The sequence below is a fragment of the Pedobacter caeni genome (assembly GCF_900129215.1).
Classification (GTDB): domain Bacteria; phylum Bacteroidota; class Bacteroidia; order Sphingobacteriales; family Sphingobacteriaceae; genus Pedobacter; species Pedobacter caeni.
Window position 1 is genome coordinate 953,952 of the sequence record NZ_FQUQ01000003.1, and the last position, 23,918, is coordinate 977,869.

General features: G+C 39.9%; 23 protein-coding genes. 20 read left to right on the forward strand and 3 right to left on the reverse strand.

Annotated features, from left to right (window positions below; genetic code table 11):
- The first annotated feature begins 12 nt into the window (after positions 1-12).
- The 15 genes from ubiE (at position 13) to BUC20_RS18745 (ending at position 14,374) form a co-directional block, all read left to right on the forward strand.
- Positions 13-744 (forward strand): bifunctional demethylmenaquinone methyltransferase/2-methoxy-6-polyprenyl-1,4-benzoquinol methylase UbiE, encoded by a 732-nt coding sequence (gene ubiE / locus BUC20_RS18675; protein ID WP_073232540.1) that lies wholly within the window; start codon positions 13-15, stop codon positions 742-744.
- Positions 745-769: 25 nt separating this feature from the next.
- On the forward strand, positions 770-1,525 hold the full coding sequence (porT, locus tag BUC20_RS18680; protein WP_073232541.1) for a type IX secretion/gliding motility protein PorT/SprT: 756 nt from the start codon (positions 770-772) through the stop codon (positions 1,523-1,525).
- A 102-nt stretch (positions 1,526-1,627) separates the two neighbouring features.
- On the forward strand, positions 1,628-2,383 hold the full coding sequence (locus tag BUC20_RS18685; protein WP_073232542.1) for an SDR family NAD(P)-dependent oxidoreductase: 756 nt from the start codon (positions 1,628-1,630) through the stop codon (positions 2,381-2,383).
- A 19-nt stretch (positions 2,384-2,402) separates the two neighbouring features.
- Positions 2,403-2,849, forward strand: coding sequence for a GatB/YqeY domain-containing protein (locus tag BUC20_RS18690; RefSeq protein ID WP_073232543.1), 447 nt, complete (start codon positions 2,403-2,405; stop codon positions 2,847-2,849).
- Between the two features lie 115 nt (positions 2,850-2,964).
- Complete coding sequence (locus tag BUC20_RS18695; protein ID WP_073232544.1) at positions 2,965-3,729, forward strand: alpha/beta fold hydrolase; 765 nt, start codon at positions 2,965-2,967, stop codon at positions 3,727-3,729.
- 3 nt (positions 3,730-3,732) lie between these two features.
- On the forward strand, positions 3,733-4,395 hold the full coding sequence (locus BUC20_RS18700) for a CBS domain-containing protein (protein ID WP_073232545.1): 663 nt from the start codon (positions 3,733-3,735) through the stop codon (positions 4,393-4,395).
- Between the two features lie 9 nt (positions 4,396-4,404).
- The gene (locus tag BUC20_RS18705) at positions 4,405-5,286 is read left to right on the forward strand and encodes an NAD kinase (protein WP_073232546.1); all 882 of its coding nucleotides are present in this window, start codon (positions 4,405-4,407) and stop codon (positions 5,284-5,286) included.
- A 1-nt stretch (position 5,287) separates the two neighbouring features.
- A complete protein-coding gene (porG, locus tag BUC20_RS18710) occupies positions 5,288-6,121 on the forward strand; it encodes a type IX secretion system protein PorG (RefSeq protein ID WP_073232547.1) in 834 nt (277 codons plus the stop codon).
- Positions 6,122-6,139: 18 nt separating this feature from the next.
- Positions 6,140-6,880, forward strand: coding sequence for an isoprenyl transferase (locus BUC20_RS18715; RefSeq protein WP_073232548.1), 741 nt, complete (start codon positions 6,140-6,142; stop codon positions 6,878-6,880).
- A 61-nt stretch (positions 6,881-6,941) separates the two neighbouring features.
- Entirely contained in the window at positions 6,942-9,491 is a 2,550-nt protein-coding gene (gene bamA / locus BUC20_RS18720; RefSeq protein ID WP_073232549.1) for an outer membrane protein assembly factor BamA, read from the forward strand.
- Between the two features lie 12 nt (positions 9,492-9,503).
- Positions 9,504-10,034: an OmpH/Skp family outer membrane protein gene (locus BUC20_RS18725; protein ID WP_073232550.1), complete on the forward strand. Its 531-nt coding sequence runs from the start codon at positions 9,504-9,506 to the stop codon at positions 10,032-10,034.
- Between the two features lie 43 nt (positions 10,035-10,077).
- Complete coding sequence (locus BUC20_RS18730) at positions 10,078-10,632, forward strand: OmpH/Skp family outer membrane protein (RefSeq protein WP_073232551.1); 555 nt, start codon at positions 10,078-10,080, stop codon at positions 10,630-10,632.
- A 59-nt stretch (positions 10,633-10,691) separates the two neighbouring features.
- Positions 10,692-11,525 carry a glutamate racemase gene (murI, locus tag BUC20_RS18735; RefSeq protein ID WP_073232552.1) on the forward strand — a complete coding sequence of 278 codons (834 nt, stop codon included), beginning with the start codon at positions 10,692-10,694 and terminating at the stop codon, positions 11,523-11,525.
- A gap of 192 nt (positions 11,526-11,717) precedes the next feature.
- On the forward strand, positions 11,718-12,260 hold the full coding sequence (locus BUC20_RS18740; protein WP_073232553.1) for a GIN domain-containing protein: 543 nt from the start codon (positions 11,718-11,720) through the stop codon (positions 12,258-12,260).
- A gap of 212 nt (positions 12,261-12,472) precedes the next feature.
- On the forward strand, positions 12,473-14,374 hold the full coding sequence (locus tag BUC20_RS18745) for an amidophosphoribosyltransferase (protein ID WP_073232554.1): 1,902 nt from the start codon (positions 12,473-12,475) through the stop codon (positions 14,372-14,374).
- Positions 14,375-14,462: 88 nt separating this feature from the next.
- On the opposite strand, the gene BUC20_RS18750 is transcribed toward BUC20_RS18745, so the two are convergent.
- Positions 14,463-15,089: a LysE family translocator gene (locus BUC20_RS18750; protein WP_073232555.1), complete on the reverse strand. Its 627-nt coding sequence runs from the start codon at positions 15,087-15,089 to the stop codon at positions 14,463-14,465.
- Between the two features lie 250 nt (positions 15,090-15,339).
- On the opposite strand from BUC20_RS18750, the gene BUC20_RS18755 reads away from it, so the two are divergent.
- The 5 genes from BUC20_RS18755 (at position 15,340) to BUC20_RS18775 (ending at position 21,220) form a co-directional block, all read left to right on the forward strand.
- Positions 15,340-16,770: an MFS transporter gene (locus BUC20_RS18755; protein WP_073232556.1), complete on the forward strand. Its 1,431-nt coding sequence runs from the start codon at positions 15,340-15,342 to the stop codon at positions 16,768-16,770.
- A 66-nt stretch (positions 16,771-16,836) separates the two neighbouring features.
- A complete protein-coding gene (locus tag BUC20_RS18760) occupies positions 16,837-17,301 on the forward strand; it encodes a deoxycytidylate deaminase (RefSeq protein ID WP_073232557.1) in 465 nt (154 codons plus the stop codon).
- A 43-nt stretch (positions 17,302-17,344) separates the two neighbouring features.
- Positions 17,345-18,874 carry a glutamine-hydrolyzing GMP synthase gene (guaA, locus tag BUC20_RS18765; RefSeq protein WP_073232558.1) on the forward strand — a complete coding sequence of 510 codons (1,530 nt, stop codon included), beginning with the start codon at positions 17,345-17,347 and terminating at the stop codon, positions 18,872-18,874.
- The gene (locus tag BUC20_RS18770; RefSeq protein ID WP_073232559.1) at positions 18,831-20,060 is read left to right on the forward strand and encodes an ABC transporter substrate-binding protein; all 1,230 of its coding nucleotides are present in this window, start codon (positions 18,831-18,833) and stop codon (positions 20,058-20,060) included. Before guaA ends, BUC20_RS18770 begins: the two co-directional genes overlap by 44 nt.
- Positions 20,057-21,220, forward strand: a complete 1,164-nt coding sequence (locus tag BUC20_RS18775) for an RsmB/NOP family class I SAM-dependent RNA methyltransferase (RefSeq protein WP_073232560.1) — start codon at positions 20,057-20,059, stop codon at positions 21,218-21,220. Before BUC20_RS18770 ends, BUC20_RS18775 begins: the two co-directional genes overlap by 4 nt.
- Before the next feature lie 157 nt (positions 21,221-21,377).
- Here BUC20_RS18775 and BUC20_RS18780 read toward each other — a convergent pair whose 3' ends face one another.
- A complete protein-coding gene (locus tag BUC20_RS18780; RefSeq protein WP_073232561.1) occupies positions 21,378-21,944 on the reverse strand; it encodes a MarC family protein in 567 nt (188 codons plus the stop codon).
- A 199-nt stretch (positions 21,945-22,143) separates the two neighbouring features.
- Positions 22,144-23,847, reverse strand: coding sequence for an amino acid permease (locus tag BUC20_RS18785; protein ID WP_073232562.1), 1,704 nt, complete (start codon positions 23,845-23,847; stop codon positions 22,144-22,146).
- Positions 23,848-23,918: the final 71 nt, after the last annotated feature.

A 23,918-nucleotide genomic window follows, 5' to 3' on the forward strand; every position in this document is an offset into this window, starting at 1 on the left:
TTGCGCCTTACTATGAACGAAAAGATCTCCACCTCCCACTCTGCAACGGCTCCTAAAAAGGAAGAAGTAGCCTCAATGTTTGATAAGATATCAGGAACTTATGATTTTTTAAACCACTTTATGTCGCTCGGAATTGACATTTTGTGGCGTAAAAGGGCAATTGGCGAACTAAAGTCTATCAAGCCCCGCTTGATGCTGGATGTAGCAACAGGTACGGGAGACTTTGCTTTTGAGGCCATCAAAATTCTTAAACCGGAGAAAGTAATCGGTGTAGATATTTCTGAAGGAATGCTGGAAGTGGCTCGAAAAAAGATCAATGACCGGAATTTACACCCCATTTTTTCAGTTCAGATGGGCGATTCAGAAGGTTTACATTTCGAAGACAATCATTTTGATGCCGTAACCGTTGCCTTTGGGGTAAGGAACTATGAAAACCTTGAAAAAGGAATAAGAGATATGTACCGGGTGCTCAAACCAGGCGGTAAAATTGTCATCCTTGAATTTTCAAAACCAAGAAAATTCCCCGTTAAACAGGGATATAACTTTTATTTTAACCATGTAACTCCGTTTTTTGGAAAAGCATTTTCGAAAGATGCGACTGCTTATACTTATTTACCGGAATCGGTAGCTGCATTTCCTGATGGTGATGCCTTTAATGCCATGCTGACGAAGGTTGGATTTAAAAATGCAAAAGATATTAGGTTAACGTTTGGTATTTGTGCAATTTATACCGGAACAAAGTAAAATTACGTAGGTTTATCCTGATGATATGAATATGAAACTGCTCATTTCTTTTGTGTGCTTGTTTGCTGTTACGACAGTAAAAGCTCAGAATTGGGGTGGCGGGATCGATGATAACAATTTGCACTTTGGGTTTACTTTTCAATATGTTTCTGCGGAATATAAGATTTTGAAGAAAGCGGATTGGAGAGAAGTCGACGTTAATGGTTGGCAGCTTAATACAGATTTTCTCGGTAAGCTAAATTACATCTCTTCTAAGCCATCTTCGGGATTTGGAATTGGCTTCGTGGTCAATCAAAAAGTCCAAGATAATGTCGATCTTCGATTAACTCCAACACTGGTTTTTAGTGACAGAACTTTAACTTATGGTTTTGTAAAGGGAGTAAATGGGTCTCCTGAGGAAGTAGGTGTGCAGAAAAAACTGGCAACTACTGTAGTCGATTTTCCATTAGGGTTGAAGATCAAGTCCAATAGAAGAAATAACTTCAGGGCATATATGATTGGGGGAGTTAAGTATACCATGGATATTTCATCCAAGAAAAAATCGAATAATAATGAGGTGACCGATCCTATGGAAAAGTTTGTAAACAATCGTCGTAATTTTCTTTCTTATGAGGCAGGCTTGGGGATGGATCTATATTTCGAATATTTCAAAATGTCACCAGAGATTAAATTGTCTTATTCCTTCGATAGTGTGAAGAAAAATGAAGTGTCACATGTCTTTTCTAATCCGATTGATAGATTAATGTTAAGACATGTGACATTCAGCTTATTTTTCGAATGACATCACTCGGAAAAAAGTTTTAGTTTTGTTAAGACATTGCCATCATAAGATAGGTCGGGGATATTTTTTTAAACAGACCGTTAAAGAATAATTAATATACGAATGAAAACTGCATTAATTACAGGAGCAACTTCAGGAATTGGAGAAGCCTGCGCAGATCTGTTTGCTGCACAAGGTTATCACTTAATTTTAGTTGCAAGAAGAGAACATTTATTAAAGGATGTTGCCAAACGTCTGGAAGAGAAATATGCGATAGAAACAAAGACCGTTGTTGCAGATGTGAGAATTCATGATGATCTTTCTTATGGATTGGAAACTTTACCTGCCCAATGGAAACAGGTGGACGTATTGATCAATAATGCGGGCTTAAGTCAGGGCTTAGATCCTATAGATAAGGGTAATGTTACGGATTGGGATACCATGATTGATACCAACGTTAAAGGATTGCTGTATGTCACAAAGATTGTTTCGAACTGGATGATCAGCCGGAAATCCGGTCATATCATTAATATCGGATCGATTGCAGGACAGGAAGTTTATCCCAATGGAAACGTATATTGTGCTACAAAACATGCAGTAGATGCCCTGAATAAAGGTATGCGCATAGATTTATTGCCTCATGGCATAAAGGTGACGGCCATTAATCCCGGAATGGTAGAAACAGAGTTTTCTAAGGTCCGTTTTAAAGGAGATGAAGGACGTGCAAAGAAAGTATATGATGGATTGGAACCCCTGGTTGCGAATGATATTGCCGAAGCAATTTGGTTTGTCGTGAGCCGACCTGCACATGTGAACATTAACGATATGCTCATCATGCCTACGGCCCAGGCTACAGGTGCCATCATCAAAAGAAACTAAAATATTAATCGAAACAGATATGATATCAACTACAATAGACCAGGAGATTAAAAAAGCGATGCTGGCTAAAGATCAGGCGCAATTAAGAGGTTTAAGAGCAATTAAAGCTGCTTTATTATTAGCGAAAACAGAGAAAGGATCAAGCGAAGAGATTACAGAAGAAACAGAATCCAAGATTTTACAAAAGCTGGTGAAACAACGTCGTGAATCAGCTGATATCTATAAACAACAAGGACGCGAAGACTTGAGCATTATTGAAGAAGAAGAAATCGAAGTGATCAGCAGCTTTATGCCAAAGCAATTGGAGCAGGCAGAAGTTGAAAGCATCATCGCTCAGATCATCAGGGATTCAGGTGCTGCTTCAGTGAAAGAAATGGGGAAAGTAATGGGCCTTGCAAACAAAGAACTTGCAGGTAAAGCAGATGGAAAACTGATTGCCGAAATCGTAAAAGCGCAATTGGCATAAAATATGCTTGAAAATTTATGTGTTTAAACCTTTTTTCGAAAAATTAATGTTTTAAATTACATTAAATTTAATTTACTCCACTAACTTAGTAGCATTACCTTACTTAACACAAAATATGAAATACGAAGTAATAGAAGAAGACGGGTTTAAATATATTGAGGCTGGAAAAGGAGAACCCCTGGTATTACTTCATGGTTTAATGGGAGAGTTGAGCAATTGGGAAAGAGTGATTGATCACTTTAAAGCCAATTATCATGTTATGGTCCCTATTTTGCCAATTTATGAACTCCCTATACTTACTTTAGGTGTAAAGAGTTTATCAAAATATATAAACAGATTTTTAAAGTTTAAGAAACTCAATCAGGTAGTTTTAATTGGAAATTCATTGGGAGGACATGTAGGTCTTGTATTTACCACTTCCCACCAGGAAAATGTTAAAGCCCTTGTATTGACAGGAAGTTCCGGCTTATATGAAAATGCATTTGGTGGCTCATTTCCAAGAAGAGAAAGTTATGATTATATTAGGGAAAAGGTAGAATTTACCTTTTACGACCCGGCAGTAGCCACTAAGGAGTTAGTGGATGACGTATATAAAAGTGTGAATGACCGTTCCCGTGTAATCCGGATTCTGGCCTTGGCCAAATCGGCTATCCGCCATAACATGTCGAAAGATCTGTCCAGGATTACCATCCCTGTTTCTTTAATTTGGGGAAAACAGGATAAGGTAACTCCACCGGAAGTTGCGGAAGAGTTTCACGAATTGCTGCCTAATTCAGAGTTGAATTGGGTAGATAAATGCGGGCATGCTCCGATGATGGAACGTCCGGAAGACTTTAATGTGTACCTGGAGAAATTTTTAAATAGAATTTTACTAAAATAAATAATGTTTGCATCTGAACTCATATCAAATTCAATTCCCCCGCTAAAGACTTCCGACTCTGTTCAGAAGGCTTTGGAGAGGATGACTGAGTTCAAGCTATACCATTTACCCATCGTAAATGAAACCCAGTTTTTGGGGCTGCTGGCAGAAGAAGAGCTGATTGAGGTAAGGGATACAGAACAGGCAATCGGTAGTTTGCCTTTGTCTATTTTAAACCCTTTTGTTTACGAAGATGCACACATCTATGACATCATCAGGCTCTTTCATCAACTGCATTTATCGGTAGTTCCGGTCCTGGATTATAAAAAAAACTATTTAGGATTAATTTCTATAAATAACCTTTTAGATTATACTGCTGATATTTATGCGGTAAAAGAACCCGGAGGGATTATTGTGCTGGAAATCAGCAACCGGAATAATTCTCTTTCTCACATGGCACAGATTGTGGAAGCCGATAATGCGCAGATCCTTTCTTCTTATGTGCAGTCTTTTCCCGATTCCACAAAATTGGAAGTTACCCTAAAAATTAATAAAACTGAGTTGTCGGGAATTATCGCCTCTTTTGAGCGATACAATTACCAGGTAAAAGCTGTGTTTAACAGCACCATTTCAGATAATGGTACCGAAGACAGATATAATTCATTTATGAATTATTTAAACGTATAAAACCCATAAATGAGAACTGCAATTTACGGTAGAGAGTTCAATAATAGCGTTTTACCATATGTACAGGAAGTATTCAATGTTCTGGGCGAATCAAAAGCGCCCATTCTTGTTTCCAAAGATTACCTTGATTTTATAAAAGATAAAATAAAACTGCCTGAGGGCATTGTTGTTTTTAGTAACCATACCGAACTGGTTGGCCAGGCAGATGTCCTGATCAGCTTAGGTGGAGATGGTACTTTACTGGATACTTTGTCGCTGATCCGTGACTCCGGAATCCCGGTAATAGGGATCAACTTCGGTCGCCTTGGATTCCTGGCGAGCATCAATAAAGATGAGATCAGAATAGCTATTGAGGCACTTCGCAATAAAGAATATTCTCTGGATAAAAGAACTTTACTGAGTCTGGAGTCCAAATTTGACCTTTTTGGTGAGGAAAATTTCGCTTTAAACGACATCACCATTCATAGAAGGGATAAGTCAGCGATGATGATCATTCATGCTTATATGAATAATGAATTTGTGAATTCATATTGGGCAGATGGTTTAATTATCGCTACACCAACAGGTTCTACCGCTTATTCTTTAAGCTGCGGTGGCCCGATCATTTATCCGAGTTCACAAAATTTTGTGATCACCCCAATTGCTCCACATAACCTGAATGTAAGACCGGTCATTATCCCTGATGATGTTTCCCTTACTTTTGAGGTAGAAGCCAGAAGTGCCAAGTTTTTGGTTTCCTGTGATTCGAGAACGGAAACAGTAGACCGTTCTGTGAAGCTTACCCTGAATAAAGCAGCCTTTCATGTAAATCTGATCAGGCTGAACAATGAAAGTTACCTGACCACGTTAAGAAATAAACTACTTTGGGGTATTGATACCCGCAACTATTAAGATGCAATACGGAACACGGCTTTTCTGTTTTCTTGCGATCTCTTTCATCGGATTTAATGCCAATGCCCAGACGATGGAGCTTGGTGTTGTCGCTGGAGGTGCAGGGTATATGGGAGACCTGAACCAAACAAAACCTTTGAAAATCAGCGGTATTTCTGCCGGAGCCTATGTGAAAATGAATTTTGATCCTTACTGGAGCCTTGGCGCACACTATCAGTTTGGCATGATCAAAGCAAATGACCTGCATTCTGAGAATGAGCAGTTCAGAGACCGGGGGCTTAATTTTAAAACTTCGCTGAATGAAATCAGCCTGCAGGTAGACTTTAATTTCTTTGAGTATTTTGCAGGTGGGGGAACCAAAAGGTTCACGCCTTATATATTTACAGGAATAGGAGGGGTGTTTTTTAGCCCGATCGGGAAATATGCATTTAGTCCAGGCGCGGATGCTCAGGAATATAAACTCAGGTTTTACAGGACTGAAGGACAAAAAGAACCTTACAGAAATTATGCACTTACTGTTCCTTATGGAGTAGGATTCAAAGTCAGACTGAAAGAAAACTGGGGTTTATTTTCTCAGATTGGATATCGAACAGCGTTTACAGATTATCTGGATGATGTAAGCGGAAATTATCCTGGTATGGATAATCCTCCTGCTGATGGAAATACCGGATTAAATCTTTCAGATCCCAGCAGATTCCGCTCATTATCAGGTGCTGCGATTCCGGTTGGGGCTCCAGGGACCCAAAGAGGCGATTTTAGAAAAAGAGATACTTATATGTTTGTAGGTATTGGCATATCTTATACCTTTGTGTCCCAAAAATGTTATACATTTTAAGCATATTTGCAATTATAAATGGGATTTAAAGAACAAATTGACGTTACACGCCTGCCTGAGCACATCGCAATCATCATGGATGGAAATGGGAGATGGGCAAAAAATCAAGGCAAATTCAGGCATTTTGGCCATGAAAGCGGGGTGTTATCCGTAAAAGATATTGTAGAAGGCTGTGCTGATATAGGTATCAAATACCTGACTGTATATGCTTTTTCTACCGAAAACTGGAACAGGCCTATTGAAGAAGTAAATGCTTTAATGGAGCTGTTGATTTCTACCATTAATCAGGAAACTGCAACGCTTAATAAGAATAACATCAGACTTAATGCTATTGGAGATATTTCCTCTCTTCCACAAAAATGTATTGACGACTTGAAAAGTGCCATGGATAATACCGCAAAGAATACGCGTTGTACCCTGACACTTGCTTTGAGTTATAGCGCGAAATGGGAAATCATGGAGGCTGCTAAGAAACTGGCTCAGAAAGTTAAAGACGAAAAGATGAGTATTGAAGAAATTAATGAAGATACTTTTTCTGCTCAGCTAACGACCACCAATATTCCTGATCCGGAACTGATGATCAGGACAAGTGGTGAACATAGGGTCAGCAATTTTTTATTGTGGCAGATGGCTTATACCGAACTCTATTTTACCGACACCTTGTGGCCTGACTTTAGAAGAGAAGACCTTTTTGAAGCAATAGTAGACTACCAAAAGCGCGAACGCCGCTTCGGTAAAATTAGTGAACAGTTGAACTAATTTGAGTTTTAACACTTTTTAACATGTGTTTAAATTAACTTAGCAACGATTTTAGATTTAAATGAAAAGAATATATCAACTTATATTGTTGTTATTGATTGGTTTACCATCAATAGCACAGATCCGTCCCCAGTCCAATCCTGCAACTCCAACCTTAAAAGTTAATGGCCTGGATCTGGATTATTTTAATCCCAAAGAGTATACCATCGCTGATGTCACACTTACCGGAGCAAAGTTTCTGGATAAAGATGTGATCATCACACTTTCCAAACTGATCAAAGGAGAGCGTATTGTGCTTCCCGGAGAGGCGACAGCCAATGCCATTAAAATCCTTTGGGAACAAGGCCTGTTTGATGATGTTCAATTGGATATTGTTAAAATTGAGGGGGATTCTGTGTACTTCGATATTGAAGTTGTAGAACGTCCGCGATTGAGTACTTTTGATATCCAGGGGGTAAGTAAATCCCAGAAAACGGATATTCTTGAAAAACTGAATGCGAAGTCTACCAAGACGATCATCAATGATAACCTGTACAATACCACCACCAGTACGATTAAAAAGTATTTGCTGGAAAAAGGGTATTTCTTTACAGCCGTAACCTACAAAACCAAAGTTGATCCCAACCAGGAAAACCATGTGATCCTGGAGGTTAATGTGGAGAAAGGCCGCAAGGTGAAGGTTCATGAAATTAACTTTACCGGCAACAAGGATTTTAGCTCAGCTAAACTGCGTAAGTTTTTAAAGAAGACCAAACAACAGGCTTTCTATAAAATCTTTGGTTCGGGTAAATTCAACAAAGAGAAATACGAAGAAGATAAGAAAACGCTGATTGCAAAAATGCAGGATAAAGGTTACCGTGATGCGGTAATTTTGAAAGACAGCGTATATCAATACAGCGATAAAGCAGTAGGGATCAAGATCGACTTATTTGAAGGTCCTAAATATTATTTCGGAAATCTAACCTTTGCAGGTAATGCCAAATATGCAGGTAAAGACCTGTTGCGCATTCTTGGCCTTGAAAAAGGAGAGGTTTTCAGCGAAGAGAAACTGGAGAAAAAATTAAGAGGTAGCCCAAATAGCGATGACGTATCGAGTTTGTACCTGAATGATGGTTATTTAACTTTCAATGTGGATCCTGTTCAGACGAAGATCTATGGCGATACAGTTGATGTGGAGATCCGCATCTATGAAGGTCCTCAGTATACCAATAACAGGATTACGGTAAAAGGAAATACGATTACCAACGACAGGGTGGTGCTGCGTGATGTACGTACCAAACCAGGCGATAAATTCTCTAAGGACCAGTTGATCCGTACGGTTCGTGAGATCGGACAGATGGGTAACTTTGATGAATCTAAAACGGTACCTACGCCTAAGCCGAATCCGGCAGATGGAACGGTCGATATCGAGTATGCTGTAGAAGAGAAACCTTCAGATCAGATTGAATTGTCGGGTGGTTTTGGTGGTGGTAACATCATCGGTACCTTAGGTCTTACTTTCAATAACTTCTCTTTGAAGAACCTGTTTAACGGAAGCGCTTATAAACCATTGCCAAAAGGTGACGGACAAAAGCTGAGCTTACGTGGACAGACCAACGGTAAATACTACCAGTCTTATAGTTTCTCTTTCTCTGAGCCATGGTTAGGTGGTAAAAAACCAGTTAGTTTTGGGGTGAGCGCATTTACTTCATTACAATCAAACGGATTGAAAGAAAATGATGCCCGTGGACAACAACAAAGAATCCGGTTAAATGGGGTAACGGTAAGTTTGGGTAGAAAGTTAAACTTCCCGGACAACTATTTCCAGTTGAGCCATGCCTTGAGTTTCCAGCAATATGTTCTGAATAACTATTCCGGATATAAATTCAGCACCGGTACTTCTTATAACATCAGTTTAGCACAAGAGTTGAGCAGGGATTCAAGAGATTCCCCAATCTTCCCTACCGGTGGTTCTTACTTTAAATTTACCATTCAGGCAACACCTCCATATTCCTTGATTAACAAGCTGAACTATGCGACTGCTTCGGATAAAGAATTCTATAAATTCACAGAATACCACAAATGGAAATTTGAATCACAATGGTTCCATAGACTAGCTGGTAAGTTTGTAGTGAAAGCACAGGCACAGTTTGGTTTCCTTGGATCGTATAACAAAGCAGTTGGAGATCCGGCCTTCGAGCGTTTCAAACTGGGTGGTGATGGTATGCAGGGATTTGATTTCCTTCAGGGCTCAGAGCTGATCGCTATGCGTGGTTACTCTAACAGTGCCGTTATTCCTAATGGATCAAATGTAAGGATCGCACAACAGTCAGGAAGTCCGATCTTCACCAAGTACATGCTGGAGTTAAGATACCCTGTAATTGCGAGTCAATCCGCTACAGCCTTCCTTGTTGCTTTTGCAGAGGGTGGAAATACCTGGAACAACTTCTCAGAATACAATCCTTTTAACGTAAGACGCTCCGCAGGTTTTGGTGCGAAGATATTTTTACCGATATTTGGATTATTGGGAATTGATTATGCAATTCCATTTGATAAGATTCCAGGAATTGAAAATGGTGGAAAGCAAAACTTTACTTTCAGTATTGCACAACAACTGGGTGGATTTAACTAACAAAAACAGAACATGAAAAAATACCTTTTAATATGCTTCTTAACTTTTACGTGCATGGGCGCTTTTGCTCAGAAGTTCGCGTATGTAGACACAGAATATATCTTAAAACATCTTCCGGAATATAAGTCGGCTTTAAGCCAGTTGAATGTCTTATCTCAGCAATGGCAGGGACAGGTAGATCAGAACTTTGTGGAGATCGATAAGATGTACAAAGCGTATCAGGCTGATCAGGTTTTGTTAACTGCAGATATGCGTAAAAGAAGAGAAAACGACATCATCGAAAAAGAAAAAGAAGCGAAAGATTTTCAACGCAAAATCTTTGGTCCTGACGGAGAACTTTTCCAGTCTCGTACTAAGCTTCTGAACCCGATTCAGGATAAAGTAACAAAGACCATCGGTGAGGTAGCTAAAGCTAAACTTTTCGATTTCATCTTTGATAAAAGCAGTGAATCGACGATGATGATTTATGCCAGCAGCAATTACGATGTCAGCAATGATGTCATCAGGTTGCTTGGATTTAAGCCAGGATCGATCTTAAAATAACACACAGATAAACAAGTAAAAACAATTATTAAGATAAATAGAAATGAGAAAGTCAATTAACGCATTTTTTGTAGCAGCGGGGTTATTGTTTACTGCCAACATTGCAAATGCACAACAAAAATTCGCACACTTAAATTCCGCAATCATCATTGAAGCGATGCCGGAAGTTAAAGCAGCAAGAACAACATTAGAAGCATTTGGAAAAACCAAACAAGCTGATGTTGAGAAAATGATTTCTGAGTATCAGGTTAAACTGAAAGCAGCAGAAGACAAACAAAAATCATTGAGCGAAGCCAACAAAGAAACTGTAGGTAAAGAATTACAAGCTATGGGTGCAGATTTGCAGGATCTTCAAAAACGTATCGAAGATGCAAGGGCTAAAGCACAACAGGAAATGGAAGCTAAAAATGCGGAATTGTTTAATCCTATTCAGGTGAAAGCTGACGCAGCAATCAAAGCTGTTTCTAAAGAAAAAGGTTTTGCTTATGTATTTGATACTGCAAACCAGGCTTTAGTTTATTGGGATGGTGGTGATGATATCACTGCAGCTGTTAAAGCTAAATTGGGTATCGCAGCAACTGCAGCTCCTAAGAAATAATTAGAATTAAAATATTTAAATTGCGGGATTGAGTGATAAAACTCAATCCCGCTTTTTTTATGATCAAAATTGGACAATCTATAGGGGTTTTTGATTCCGGGTATGGTGGCTTAACCGTATTTAAATCTATTGCTGAAAAGTTACCTCAATACAACTATATCTACCTGGGCGACAATGCCCGTTCTCCTTATGGAGATCATTCCTACGAAACCATTTATCAGTATACACTGGAATGTGTGGAATGGCTCTTTGCCCAGGGTTGTCCTCTGGTCATTCTTGCCTGCAATACCGCTTCGGCAAAAGCACTGCGGAGTATCCAGCAAAAAGTGCTTCCGCTAAAGTATCCGGACCATCGGGTATTGGGGGTCATCAGACCTACTGCAGAAGTGGTCGGAGATTTTAGCAGGAGCAAAACAATTGGCGTAATGGGCACAAGAGGAACCGTGAACTCTTTGTCTTACCCGATGGAGATCGCCAAATTTTTTCCTGAACTAAGAGTCTTGCAACAAAGCTGCCCGATGTGGGTGCCTTTGATAGAAAATAATGAACACCTGAATCCGGGAGCAGATTATTTTGTAGATAAGTACCTGAAAGAATTGTTGGAAAGGGATCCTGATATTGATTGCATCCTATTAGCCTGTACACATTATCCTTTGCTGATCCCTAAGTTGATGGAGATTCTTCCCGGGGGTATTCAGTTGCTGGGACAGGCCGATATTGTTGCCGACAGTCTGGATACCTATTTGAGAAGACATCCGGAGATCGCGATCAAGCTTGCCCAAGGTGGAGAAAAGCATTTCTATACCTCGGGTGATCGGGAGGTGTTTGATAAACATGCTACCATCTTCTTTGGTGAGGAAACTGCATCTGAACAGATGCATCTTCAAATCTGATACATATAGCTCCAATCCGGGGCTATTTTTTTCTATATTTTTTTGTCTGTTGGTCGAATAGTTAGGGCAGTTGGTCGACTGTTACCGGGGCATGGTCTAATGCGCCAAAAAACGCTGAAACGTTTCTCAGCAGATGGCGTCTTATCTACAAAACAACAATTAAATAATTAAAAAAAATAAAATATAAAAGATATGAAAACCTCGATCAAAACCTTATTCGCCTCAGCTTTAACTGCTATCGTTTTAACTTCTTCAGCCTTCACCACTTTCGCTAAAGACACCACACCTGTAAGTGCAGCAGCTAACGTAAAATTCAACAAAGTAGTGGTAACAGGAAATGCCAAAGTCGTATTGGTACAATCAAATTCAGAAAACATTACGACCAATGACGAGCTGACCGCTAATACCACTGTTCAACAAAAAGGATATACCCTGTATATCAACTCTACTGAGCAAAGCCCTGCAACTATTTATGTATCGGTAAAAGACCTGCAAAGAATTGATGCCTCCAATACTGCTGAGGTAAAAACCCGCGGTAACTTTGACCTGGCTGTGCTTCAGATCTTCCTGAAAGATGGTGCAAAAGCAAATGTAAATGCAAAAGTAGGTAGCCTTTACACTGACATGAAAGACCAGTCGGACTTGAAATTAAGTGGTTCCTCAGCAGAACACAACCTGGTAAGAAATGACGTATCTAAATTGAACCTGAATGATTTTGTGATTGCCAAACTATAAAAGACCGATCCAGAAGAGAGAAATGAAATCATTTCTGCAAGAAACCGCTCATCCCTATGTGCGGTTTTTTTGTGTGCTAACTGGTGATTTTTATGCTGCTAAACGGTTTAAATGATGTTTGAACATTTGAATATAATCTTAATGAAAGATTCTATTTCTTTCTAGGTTCTAATTATTATTAACGGTAAATTTGCGGCTCAAACCACACACGAATGAGCGACTCGATCAAGCATGAATGCGGAATTGCCTTTATCCGCCTTTTAAAACCTCTCTCATACTACCAGGAAAAATACGGTACAGCACTCTGGGGACTGAATAAGCTTTATCTTTTGATGGAAAAGCAACACAACCGCGGACAGGATGGAGCCGGTATTGCCACCATTAAACTTGATGTTAAACCAGGACACCGCTACATCAGCAGGTACCGGTCTATGGCACAAAATGCAGTAGCAGATATTTTTGGATATGTACAAAGTAAATTTGTAGACATCCAGAATGAAACGCCTGAATTGATGCAGGATGCCGAATGGTTAAAACAAAATGTCAGCTTTATCGGGGAAGTTTTACTTGGTCACCTCAGATATGGTACCCATGGTCAGAACAGCATTGAAAACTGCCATCCATTCTTGCGTCAGAACAACTGGATGACCCGTAACCTTGTGATTGCAGGTAACTTCAACATGACGAATGTAGAAGAGTTACTGGAACAATTGTATGAGCTTGGACAACATCCAAAAGAAAAAGCAGATACGGTTACCGTCCTTGAAAAAATTGGTCACTTCCTTGACGATGAAAATCAGGAACTTTTTGATGCTTACAAGAAAGAAGGATTGGATAACGTAGAAATTACCCATAAAATCTCTGAAGGTTTAGACATCGCTAAAATCCTGCGTCGCTCTGCAAAAAACTGGGATGGCGGATATGCGATTTCAGGAATTGTTGGTAATGGAGATGCTTTTGTACTTCGTGATCCTTCAGGAATCCGTCCGGCATTTTACTATGCTGATGATGAAATCGTAGTTGCTGCTTCTGAAAGACCAGCAATTCAGACTGCTTTCAATATCCCATTCAAAGATGTAAAGGAAATTGAACCCGGACATGCTTTAATTGTGAAAAAAAGCGGTAAGGTTACTCAGGAAGTATTCAGAGATCCTCAGGAAAAAAGAGCTTGCTCATTTGAACGCATTTATTTCTCCAGAGGAAGTGATGCGGATATCTATAAAGAAAGAAAACAACTGGGTGCATTGTTGTGCGATCAGATACTGAAAGCAGTAAGTGCAGACCTTAAAAATACTGTATTCTCTTTTATCCCGAATACTGCTGAAGTATCTTTTTACGGAATGGTAGAAGGATTGCACAGCTATATCAGAGGAGTACAAAAAGACACTTTATTAAACCGTAAAGAACAGCTGAACGATCAGGAACTGGATGAATTGTTGTCCATGAATCCAAGGGTAGAGAAGCTGGCCATTAAGGATGTGAAACTGAGAACATTCATTACCCAGGATGCCGACAGGCAGGATATGGTAGCGCATGTTTACGACACTACTTATGGCATCATCAAAAACAATACAGATACTTTAGTGGCCATCGATGATTCTATTGTAAGGGGAACAACCCTGAAACAAAGCATCATTAAGATCATTGACAGGTTACATCCTAAGAAGATCATTATTGTTTCTTCTGCGCCTCAGATCCGTTACCCGGATTGTTATGGTATAGACATGTCTAAAATGGGACAATTTGTTGCTTTTGAAGCTGCAATTCAATTGTTAAAGGAGCGTGGGATGGAACACATCATCGAAGAAGTTTATCAGAAATGTAAAGCTTCCCTGTTGCTGCCAAAAGAACAGATTGTAAATCATGTGAAAGACATCTACAGACCATTTACACAGGAAGAGATCTCTGCTCAGATTACTAAAATCATTACCCCTGCAAACATCAACGCGGAAGTAGAGGTGATCTACCAGACCTTGGATAATTTACATGTGGCTTGTCCAAACCATACCGGAGATTGGTACTTCTCAGGTAACTATCCAACCCCAGGAGGAAACAAAGTAGTCATCAAGGCTTTTGTGAACTGGAAAGAAGGAAACAACCAGAGAGCTTACTAAAACAGGCTGGTCCTAAAATATGATCCCCGCTATAGCTTGTCTGTAGCGGGGATTTTTTTATGGATTTTTTAACCGGAAGATGTACGGGTTACTTATAATGTTTCAATATCACCTCTACAAACAACCTGATCGCAAAGATAATGATGACTGCCCCGGCAATCCGGTTCAGGTTCTGAATGGTCTTTTCTTTGATTCTATACCTCAGTTTCGCCGCATAATAGGTCTTGATCCCATCCACTGAAAGCTGAGTCGCCATGGCAATAATAAAGAATACAATCTTTTCTGCCATTGTATAATGAAGTTGGACGGATATGATCCCTCCAACCATTACCCAAAACATAAGGGTGGTAGGAGATAGGAGACACATTAAAAAACCTTTCAGGATATAACCGCGCTTTCTGACTTTCGCGATCTCAGAGATGTCGTAACTCACTTTTACCTTATTGAAAAGGTAGTATACACCTATTCCAAATAAAAAGAGGCCTCCAACGATGCCTATATATTGAAAATACTCGGATTTATAGTCTACAAACTGCGCACTGAAGATGGTCAGCGTAATAAATATAATGTCACTAAAAATCACCCCCACTGCAAGCGAAAACCCCGCCTTAAAACCTTTCTCAATGCTGGTTTTTATCATGGAAAAGAAAACAGGTCCCGTTAAAAAGGAGAATAAAATACCTGCACCTATTCCTTGTAATATTGCTTCAAACATTCACCTAAACATATAAAATTACGCTAATATGCAATTTTATGAATAAAATTGACCCTATTATAATTAGTTTATTTTACAGGTTACTTCAATTACAAGGCCAGCTTTAATTTTGTTTATCGCTGATTCTCAAATTTGTGTCTTCTTTGGCCATGCCAATTTGAAAATCCCGGAACATCATTGTGTAAATTATACACTTTACAAAACAGTTTTTTTTATTTATGTTTAACCCCAGTATAAACCAATTATAAATATGACTGCAGAAAATTCTCAAACCAAGTGGGGACAGTTCATTCCTTTAGTTACCGTGTTCTTTTTTTGGGGCTTTGTAGCGGCGAGTAATGATATCCTCATTCCAGTATTTCAAAAAGCTTTCCATTTAACACAAAGTCAGAGTCAGTGGGTATCCTTAGCTTTTTATATCGCTTATACCGTGGGTTCACTGATCTATATGGGGGTCTCTATTTTAATTAAAAAAGACCTTGTCAATAAAATCGGATATAAAAATGGTCTTGCTCTGGGCTTATGTATTTCTGCAGTTGGAACTTTGTTATTTTATCCGGCAGCAAATTATGGTTCATTTCCTTTAATGTTGTCAGGTTTATTTATTGTGGCATTGGGATTCTCCTTACAACAAACCGTAGCGAATCCATTGGCCATTGCATTAGGGCCGATTTCAACAGGTTCTCAGCGTTTAACACTGGCCGGAGGGATCAATAACTTCGGAACAACTATTGGACCTCTTATTGTAAGTTTTGCCATTTTCGGATCTGCGGGCAGCAGTGACATCAGTATTGAAAGTGTTAAAATTCCTTACCTGATCCTGGGAGGGGCCTTCCTGGCGGTTGCGATATTCTTAAAGTTATCTCCGCTTCCGGACAGACCTGCCTTAGTAGAAGAATCTAAAGACGAAGCCGGAGCTTCCAGAAGTTCCGCACTTAAATACCCTCAGCTTGTTTTAGGGATGATTGCCATCTTTGTTTATGTAGGTGTTGAAGTATCTACTGCAAGTAACCTGCCTGCTTATATGGAAAAAGAACTGGGCTTTGCATTGAAAGATGTAGCCCCATATATTTCTCTGTACTGGGCCAGTATGATGATTGGTCGGTGGACAGGTGCAGTAGAAGCATTTACTGATAATGTACAGGTTCAGAAGGTCCTGAGATTTGTTGCTCCTTATTTGGCTTTTGGTATTTTCTTAGGTGTGAATGCAATTGCAAAACATGATTTAGCGCCTTTTTATGTATATGGCTGGATCATTCTTGTGTTAATTGTTGCTGATATGCTGAGTAAAGGGAATCCTGCACGCATGTTGCTGATCTTTGCTACTATTGGTATTGTTGCATTACTGATCGGTATGTTTACAACAGGTATGGTGAGTGTATATGCCATCACCAGTGTAGGTTTATTCTGCAGTACATTATGGCCTTGTATCTTTACCCTTGCCGTGAGCGGACTGGGTAAAAATACCAGTCAGGGTAGCAGCTTCTTAATCATGATGATTATGGGTGGTGGTATCATGAGCTGGGTTCAGGGATATGTATCAGAATTTATCGGCATTCAGAATAGTTATATTATAGGAATTCTTTGTTTTGCCTACCTGGTATTTTATGCCTGGAAAGTGAGTGGAATCCTTAGGGCACAGGGCATCTCTTTTGATAAGAAGATTTCCGGAGGTCATTAATCCTTTTAAAAAAACAGAAAAAGCTTCTCATTTATTTAATGAGAAGCTTTTTAATTTATATCCATCATGAGTAAGAAAAGTTTCGATCATATTTATATGCACCTGGCCGCTGATCTGGCTGCGCGTTCACATTGTGTCAGGGCACAGGTAGGTGCGGTTCTGACAAAAGACACCAGGATTATTTCCATAGGCTATAACGGGCCGCCGCCGGGAACACACAATTGTGATGAAGAATGGCCTGAAACAGGTTGCGACAGAGATTCCAGGGGAAGCTGTTCCCTTGCCCTTCATGCCGAAGAAAATGCGATCCTGTATGCTTCAAAAAACGGATCTAAGATCGAGGGATCTACTTTATATACCACACTTTCCCCTTGTATTGCCTGTGCAAGGCTGATCTTGTCGTCCGGAATAAAGAAAGTATTGTATATGGATTCCTATGCAGAATACAAAGGATTGCCAAGTGATGAAGGGGTTGATTTTCTGCGCAGATTCGGTGTGGAAGTGAATAAGTATCAAATCGAGGTTAATTGATAATCTGTCTTGTAGCAGCAGGTAAGTTTTCTTAACTTTGGCCATGCTAGAAAAAATCATTATTCTCGATTTTGGTTCCCAATACACACAGCTAATTGCCCGCAGGGTACGCGAATTAAATGTGTATTGCGAAATTCATCCATTCAACAACATTCCTGAGATCTCATCTGATGTTAAAGGTATCATCTTTTCAGGAAGTCCATATTCTGTTCGTCAGGAAGATGCTCCTCAGATAGACCTGACCAAATTCCACCTGAAATACCCTGTTCTGGGTGTTTGCTATGGTGCGCAATACATGGCTCAACAATTAGGAGGTGAAGTTCAGGCTTCTTCCACACGTGAGTACGGTAGAGCTAACCTGAATTTCGTTGCTAGCGGAAATAAATTATTTAAAAACATTAACCTGGATTCTCAGGTATGGATGTCTCATGGAGATACCATCACTAAAATCCCGGAGAACTTTGAACTGATTGCAAGTACTGACAGCGTAAAAGTTGCAGCTTATCAGATTAAAGATACGGAGACCTATGCGATCCAGTTCCATCCTGAAGTTACACACAGTACTGATGGAAAACAGCTTTTGGAAAACTTCCTGGTAGACATTTGCGGATGTAATCAGGAATGGACTTCTGAAGCTTTTGTAGAAACGACAATTGCAGACTTACAAGCCAAATTAGGTGATGATAAAGTTGTTCTTGCCCTTTCCGGAGGAGTAGATTCCAGCGTTGCTGCTATTCTTTTACACAAAGCTATCGGTAAAAATCTTCATTGTATATTTGTAGACAACGGTTTACTTCGTAAAGACGAATATGAAGGTGTATTGGAGCAATACAAACACCTGGGTTTAAACATCAAAGGAGTAGATGCTAAGGAACGTTTCTTAAGTCAGCTTGCCGGAGTTACCGATCCTGAATTGAAGCGTAAAGCGATTGGTCGTGTATTTATCGAAGTGTTTGATGATGAAGCGCACCAGGTACAAGATGTGAAATGGCTTGCACAGGGAACAATTTACCCTGATGTAATCGAATCCATCTCTGTAAACGGACCATCGGCAACGATTAAATCACACCATAATGTAGGCGGATTGCCTGACTTCATGAAGTTACAGGTGGTAGAGCCACTAAATACTTTATTTAAAGATGAAGTAAGAAGAGTAGGTACCTCATTGGGATTGGAGCATTTCATCATTGGCCGTCACCCTTTCCCTGGACCAGGTTTAGCGATCAGAATCCTTGGTGAAGTGACTCCTGAGAAAGTAGCTATTTTACAGGAAGCAGATGCCATTTATATCAACAATTTAAAAGAAGCAGGTTTATACGATAAAGTATGGCAGGCCGGAGCAATCTTCCTTCCGGTACAATCTGTAGGTGTAATGGGTGATGAGCGTACTTACGAGAATGCGATTTGCCTTCGTGCAGTAGAGTCCGTAGATGGAATGACGGCAGATTGGTGTCATTTACCATATCCTGTACTCGCCAAAATTTCTAATGAAATTATTAACAAAGTAAAAGGAATAAACCGCGTTGTATATGATATCAGCTCAAAACCCCCAGCTACAATTGAGTGGGAATAAATATTGGCTGATCCTTTGTATTGGCTTGTTGTTTTCGGCGTGTTCGCCGAAAACACGGCCCAATACGAACAAAAAAACTGATACTCCCCAGAAAGAAAAAGAAGTAGAAAAACCGGCAGAACGCTTTAGCGAAGCCAGCATTTCCTTACTTATCCCTTTTCGTTTAAACGAAATCAAATTAAAGACAGCAACAAAAGCCGAAGTAGAGAGATCTGCTATGGCGATAGATTTTTATCAGGGCTTTAAGCTTGGGATAGACTCTGCTGCATCTTTAGGTCTGAACTTTAAGGTAAATGTTTACGATACCCGTGATAACAATTCACAATTGGAAGGACTGATTAATAATGGTGGTTTGCTCTCCAGTAACCTGATTGTTGGTCCGGTATTTCCACAGGGTGTAAAGTATATCACTGAATATTCTATTGCTAAAAATATTCCTGTGGTATCACCATTGGCTGCCTCTCATCCTGAAGAATTTGCTAACCCTAATCTGATCTCGATTGTCAATAATATTGATCTTCATGCAGAAAAGATAGGTAATTATATCACTAAGAATTATAACCCGGAAAATACCGTGATCGTGCTGATCAATCCAAAGACTGCCAGTGATGAAATCATGGCTGCGCCTTTGCGTCAGTATTTCCATTATAACAAGAAGGTGTATCTGATGCAGGAGTATCCTTCGGTATTCAGTTTCGAAACGAAAATGGCGAAGAACAAACAATACGTAGTGATTGTCACTTCTTCCGACCGTAAGTTTGTCGTACCTACACTGGATAGACTGGTGAAGATCAAGAATAAAGGATTTAATGTGAACCTGTTTGGTCATCCGGACTGGGTAAAACAGAATTACAATATCGATAGGCTTCAGGCTTTAAATACGAGCATTACCTCTTCCTACAAAGTGGATTACCACAGTGCAGAAACGATTACCTTCATTAAAAAATACAGGTCAAAATTCAATTTTGAACCCGGAGAATATTCCTTCAAGGGCTTTGATATTGGTTTCTATTTCGGTAAATTGTTTGCAGAACATGGGGCTAATTACCTGAAGTACCTGACTAAAGAAAATTACAGAGGGCTACACAATTCGTTCAAGTTTTATCACAATGAGAAACTGGGATATATCAATACCAGTTTAATGCTTTTGCGTTACAGGAATTATGAGCTAAACATTATAGAATGAGAATAGAACACCAAATCAGGGCATTTGAACAGATCTTTAAAAACTATGATGGCTTGTTGCCTTTACACCGGTTTTTATTTATCTATTTCAAGCAGAATAAAAAAATGGGCTCTTCAGACAGAAGATGGTCCAGTCGCTATATTTATAGCTTTTTTAGGCTGGGAAAAGCCCTGATTAAAGAAGAACAGGTGGTTCGTCTGGCGGTAGCCGATTTTCTGTGTAACAGCACACCAAGCCTGGTGGTGGAAACACACCTGCCTGCTTTAATGGCACAGATGGAGCTTCCGGTAAAGGAAAAACTGGCTTTGATTCAGCAGACATTTGCTGATTTTAAACTTGCTGATGTTTTTTCTTTTCATCAAAACCTGTCCGCAGCTGTGGAAAAGGAAGACTTCTTTGAGTCTTTCTTTAGGCAACCTGATCTGTTTTTAAGGATTACTACCGGACACCTGAAGCAATTGCTGGAAGCGTTGAAAGCTCATGAAGTCCCGGTTCAGGAATTGTCCGAAACTACACTGGCCTTACCGAATGGTACAAAGCTGGAAAATGTATTTCCTAACCAAAAGTTCTATCAGGTTCAGGACCTTTCTTCTCAAAAGACAGGAATGTTCTTCGAACCCAAAACCTGGGACTACTGGTGGGATTGCTGTGCGGCCTCAGGTGGCAAATCCCTGCTGCTGCACGATCTTGAGCCAAGCGTTCAGCTTCTGGTTAGCGATGTAAGAGAAAACAGCTTAAACAACCTCGATGACCGTTTTCACGAAGCGGGAATTAAGAAATATCAAAAGAAAGTACTGGATCTGCTGCAAAATAATGAGCAGGAGCTCCATCATTATGAATTTGACGGCATCATCCTGGACGCACCTTGTTCAGGTTCGGGAACCTGGGGGCGTACACCAGAGATGCTGTATTTCTTTGATGAACATAAAATCAGCAACTATACTAAGTTACAAAAAGCAATTGCATCGAATGTGGTGAAATACCTTAAACCGGGGAAACCATTGATCTACATTACCTGCTCTGTCTTTAAACAGGAGAATGAAGAAGTAGTTAGCTACCTGGAAGAAAACCTTTCCTTAAAGTTGGAAAAGATGGAAGTGATCAAAGGGTATAAAGACAAAGCGGATACTATGTTTGTGGCCCGTTTGATGAAGGTTTAGTGCTTATGCGTACTAAACCAATGTCTGAACTTCTCCTTCGCATGCCTTAGGGCTTCAAAGAAAATGGCCAAAGCGCCAATGATGAGGGTAAATTGTTCGAAGCTGTTCATCTTCTTATATTGGTTTCTTAATATAAGACGCCGGCAAGCCGGTTATGTTACAATCCGGTATTGTTTCTGAATAACTTGATCGCGATCGCAAGCAGGATAATTCCAAATGCTTTTCTCAATACATTCAGTCCTGACTTTCCAAAAAGCCTTTCCAGGCGGTCAGTATTCTTCAATACAAAGTAAACAAAGCTCATATTGATGAGTATGCCCACAATGATGTTTTGTGTTGCATATTCTGTTTTTAAGGATAGAAGGGTGGTCATTGTTCCCGCACCGGCAATTAAAGGGAAGGCCAAAGGAACGATGGATACGGTTTCAGGAACGTCTTCTTTAAAGATGGTTAAGCCAAGTACCATTTCCATGGCAATAAAGAAGATCACAAAGGAACCTGCAATGGCAAACGATTCTACATCCAGACCAATCACCTTTAGTAAGGTTTCTCCGGCAAAAAGGAAAATAATCATCAGTACGGTGGCTACTATGGTCGCTTTCTCAGATTGAATATGGCCAGCCTTTTTTCTCAGTTCGATCACTACAGGAATGGAACCCAGGATATCAATGATGGCAAAGATGACCATCGAGCAGGACAGGATTTGACTGAAATTGAATTCCATAGCAGTTAATTTATGCTGCAAAGGTAAATTAAATTGTAATAAAAATGAGACAATTTGCCACTGAATACTGATTAAAGGTGTAAGAATACTCTTTTACAGGCAGAAATGTGTACAAATCACCTTAAACAGCAAGGCCTGATGCTATAGATTAGCATCAGGCCTTGCAAGCTCACAGAGGATCAAAATCCTATGTCAGCAATTATTTGATCTTGGCTGTCACGTTTTTAGACGTTGAAAGGCGATAAGCGTATAAGATTAAATGTAGTGCAGCATAAACAAGAGAGAAATAATACAAGCCTGTATCTTTTCCATCTGTAATGCTGTGGTGAATAAAGGCTACAGCTACCAGTAATGCTGCTAAAGCCAATCCGATTAAGGAAACCACCTTATTACTTCTTGCCAGTGTTACCTGATTGTTGTCAGATAATAAACTGTTTTTAATACCATAGAACAGGTAAACGTCCATACCAAGGATCATCCATACCAATAAACGAACCCAGGTATCTAAAGGAAGAAACACCATCATTCCCAGACATACCACTACTCCTAAGATCGGAATAAGCGGCACCAATGGTACTTTGAATGCTCTTGGAAGATCCGGCATACGTTTTCTGAGAATCACGATTCCGATACATACCAGGATAAATGCAAGTAAGGTACCAATACTGGTCATCTCACCAACTACTCCGGCAGGAACAAATGCTGCAAACAAACTCACAAACACCATGAAAAGTAAATTGCTTTTCACAGGAGTACTGAATTTAGGGTGAACACTGGAGAATACTTTAGGCAATAAACCATCTTTACTCATCGAGAAGAATACCCTTGATTGTCCCAGTAACATCACCAGGATTACAGAAGCATAACCACCTAAAATCGCTAGGATGATCAATTTGTTTAACCATGGGAATGCAGGCGTAACTACACCAGCCGCATTTTTAACACCCATATTGTCAATCGCTACCGCAACCGGAGCAATACCATCCTGACCTTTAAATAAGTCGTAATTGGCAACACCTGTCATTACATGGGCAAATAAAATATAAAGAACAGTACATATAAACAGGGAAACAAGGATACCGATAGGCATATCTTTCTTTGGATTTTTAGCTTCCTGAGCTGCAGTAGAAACCGCATCAAAACCAATGTAAGCAAAGAATACAATACCAGCGGCCCTGATGACACCTCCCCATCCATTAGTGAAGAAACTTTCATGACCTGGTTTATCCGCAGGGATAAAATATGGTGAATAATTGTCTGCGTTGATGTATTTCCAACCTAAGAAAATAAATATGAATACGATCACTACTTTAATGGCTACAATTAAGCCGTTGATAAACGCAGATTCCTGTGTACCTCTCATCAGTACCAAAGACATCAGACAGATGATGAATACCGCAGGAAGGTTAAACAGTCCGTGAACAGTAGTTCCATCAAGTAATTGTGCCGTTTCAAATGGCGACATGGTCATCTCGGCAGGGAGATGGAGGTCATAGTAAGCAAGGAACTTGACCAGGTACCGGCTCCAGCTAATGGAAACGGTGGCTGCACCTAATGCATATTCCAAAACTAAATCCCAACCGATGATCCAGGCAACTAATTCGCCCATGGTGGCATAAGAATAGGTGTATGCACTTCCTGCAACAGGAATCATGGAGGCAAACTCTGCATAACACAAGCCTGCAAATCCGCAACCGATTGCTGCAATAATAAAGGAAATGGTAATTGCCGGGCCGGCATTATTGGCTGCCGCCGAACCGGTGATGGAAAATAGTCCAGCACCAATGATGGCTCCAATACCCAAAGCGACCAGGTTAACGGGGCCAAGGGTCCTCTTCAGGGTGCCCTCTCCGCTCTCAGCTGCTTCTTTTGTAAGTAAGTCGATTGACTTTCTAAAATTCATAGTTCAAGGTTTAGTAATAGTTTTCTATAGTCTTTTGGTTTGTAATCTGATTGTCAAACCTAAATAAAATA

Excerpts from the sequence above, each read along its gene's own strand:
- ubiE (WP_073232540.1), top strand. The coding sequence starts at position 13 with ATGAACGAAAAGATCTCCACCTCCCACTCTGCAACGGCTCCTAAAAAG.
- porT (WP_073232541.1), top strand. The coding sequence starts at position 770 with ATGAATATGAAACTGCTCATTTCTTTTGTGTGCTTGTTTGCTGTTACG.
- BUC20_RS18685 (WP_073232542.1), top strand. The coding sequence starts at position 1,628 with ATGAAAACTGCATTAATTACAGGAGCAACTTCAGGAATTGGAGAAGCC.
- BUC20_RS18690 (WP_073232543.1), top strand. The coding sequence starts at position 2,403 with ATGATATCAACTACAATAGACCAGGAGATTAAAAAAGCGATGCTGGCT.
- BUC20_RS18695 (WP_073232544.1), top strand. The coding sequence starts at position 2,965 with ATGAAATACGAAGTAATAGAAGAAGACGGGTTTAAATATATTGAGGCT.
- BUC20_RS18700 (WP_073232545.1), top strand. The coding sequence starts at position 3,733 with ATGTTTGCATCTGAACTCATATCAAATTCAATTCCCCCGCTAAAGACT.
- BUC20_RS18705 (WP_073232546.1), top strand. The coding sequence starts at position 4,405 with ATGAGAACTGCAATTTACGGTAGAGAGTTCAATAATAGCGTTTTACCA.
- porG (WP_073232547.1), top strand. The coding sequence starts at position 5,288 with ATGCAATACGGAACACGGCTTTTCTGTTTTCTTGCGATCTCTTTCATC.
- BUC20_RS18715 (WP_073232548.1), top strand. The coding sequence starts at position 6,140 with ATGGGATTTAAAGAACAAATTGACGTTACACGCCTGCCTGAGCACATC.
- bamA (WP_073232549.1), top strand. The coding sequence starts at position 6,942 with ATGAAAAGAATATATCAACTTATATTGTTGTTATTGATTGGTTTACCA.
- BUC20_RS18725 (WP_073232550.1), top strand. The coding sequence starts at position 9,504 with ATGAAAAAATACCTTTTAATATGCTTCTTAACTTTTACGTGCATGGGC.
- BUC20_RS18730 (WP_073232551.1), top strand. The coding sequence starts at position 10,078 with ATGAGAAAGTCAATTAACGCATTTTTTGTAGCAGCGGGGTTATTGTTT.
- murI (WP_073232552.1), top strand. The coding sequence starts at position 10,692 with ATGATCAAAATTGGACAATCTATAGGGGTTTTTGATTCCGGGTATGGT.
- BUC20_RS18740 (WP_073232553.1), top strand. The coding sequence starts at position 11,718 with ATGAAAACCTCGATCAAAACCTTATTCGCCTCAGCTTTAACTGCTATC.
- BUC20_RS18745 (WP_073232554.1), top strand. The coding sequence starts at position 12,473 with ATGAGCGACTCGATCAAGCATGAATGCGGAATTGCCTTTATCCGCCTT.
- BUC20_RS18750 (WP_073232555.1), bottom strand. The coding sequence starts at position 15,089 with ATGTTTGAAGCAATATTACAAGGAATAGGTGCAGGTATTTTATTCTCC.
- BUC20_RS18755 (WP_073232556.1), top strand. The coding sequence starts at position 15,340 with ATGACTGCAGAAAATTCTCAAACCAAGTGGGGACAGTTCATTCCTTTA.
- BUC20_RS18760 (WP_073232557.1), top strand. The coding sequence starts at position 16,837 with ATGAGTAAGAAAAGTTTCGATCATATTTATATGCACCTGGCCGCTGAT.
- guaA (WP_073232558.1), top strand. The coding sequence starts at position 17,345 with ATGCTAGAAAAAATCATTATTCTCGATTTTGGTTCCCAATACACACAG.
- BUC20_RS18770 (WP_073232559.1), top strand. The coding sequence starts at position 18,831 with ATGATATCAGCTCAAAACCCCCAGCTACAATTGAGTGGGAATAAATAT.
- BUC20_RS18775 (WP_073232560.1), top strand. The coding sequence starts at position 20,057 with ATGAGAATAGAACACCAAATCAGGGCATTTGAACAGATCTTTAAAAAC.
- BUC20_RS18780 (WP_073232561.1), bottom strand. The coding sequence starts at position 21,944 with ATGGAATTCAATTTCAGTCAAATCCTGTCCTGCTCGATGGTCATCTTT.
- BUC20_RS18785 (WP_073232562.1), bottom strand. The coding sequence starts at position 23,847 with ATGAATTTTAGAAAGTCAATCGACTTACTTACAAAAGAAGCAGCTGAG.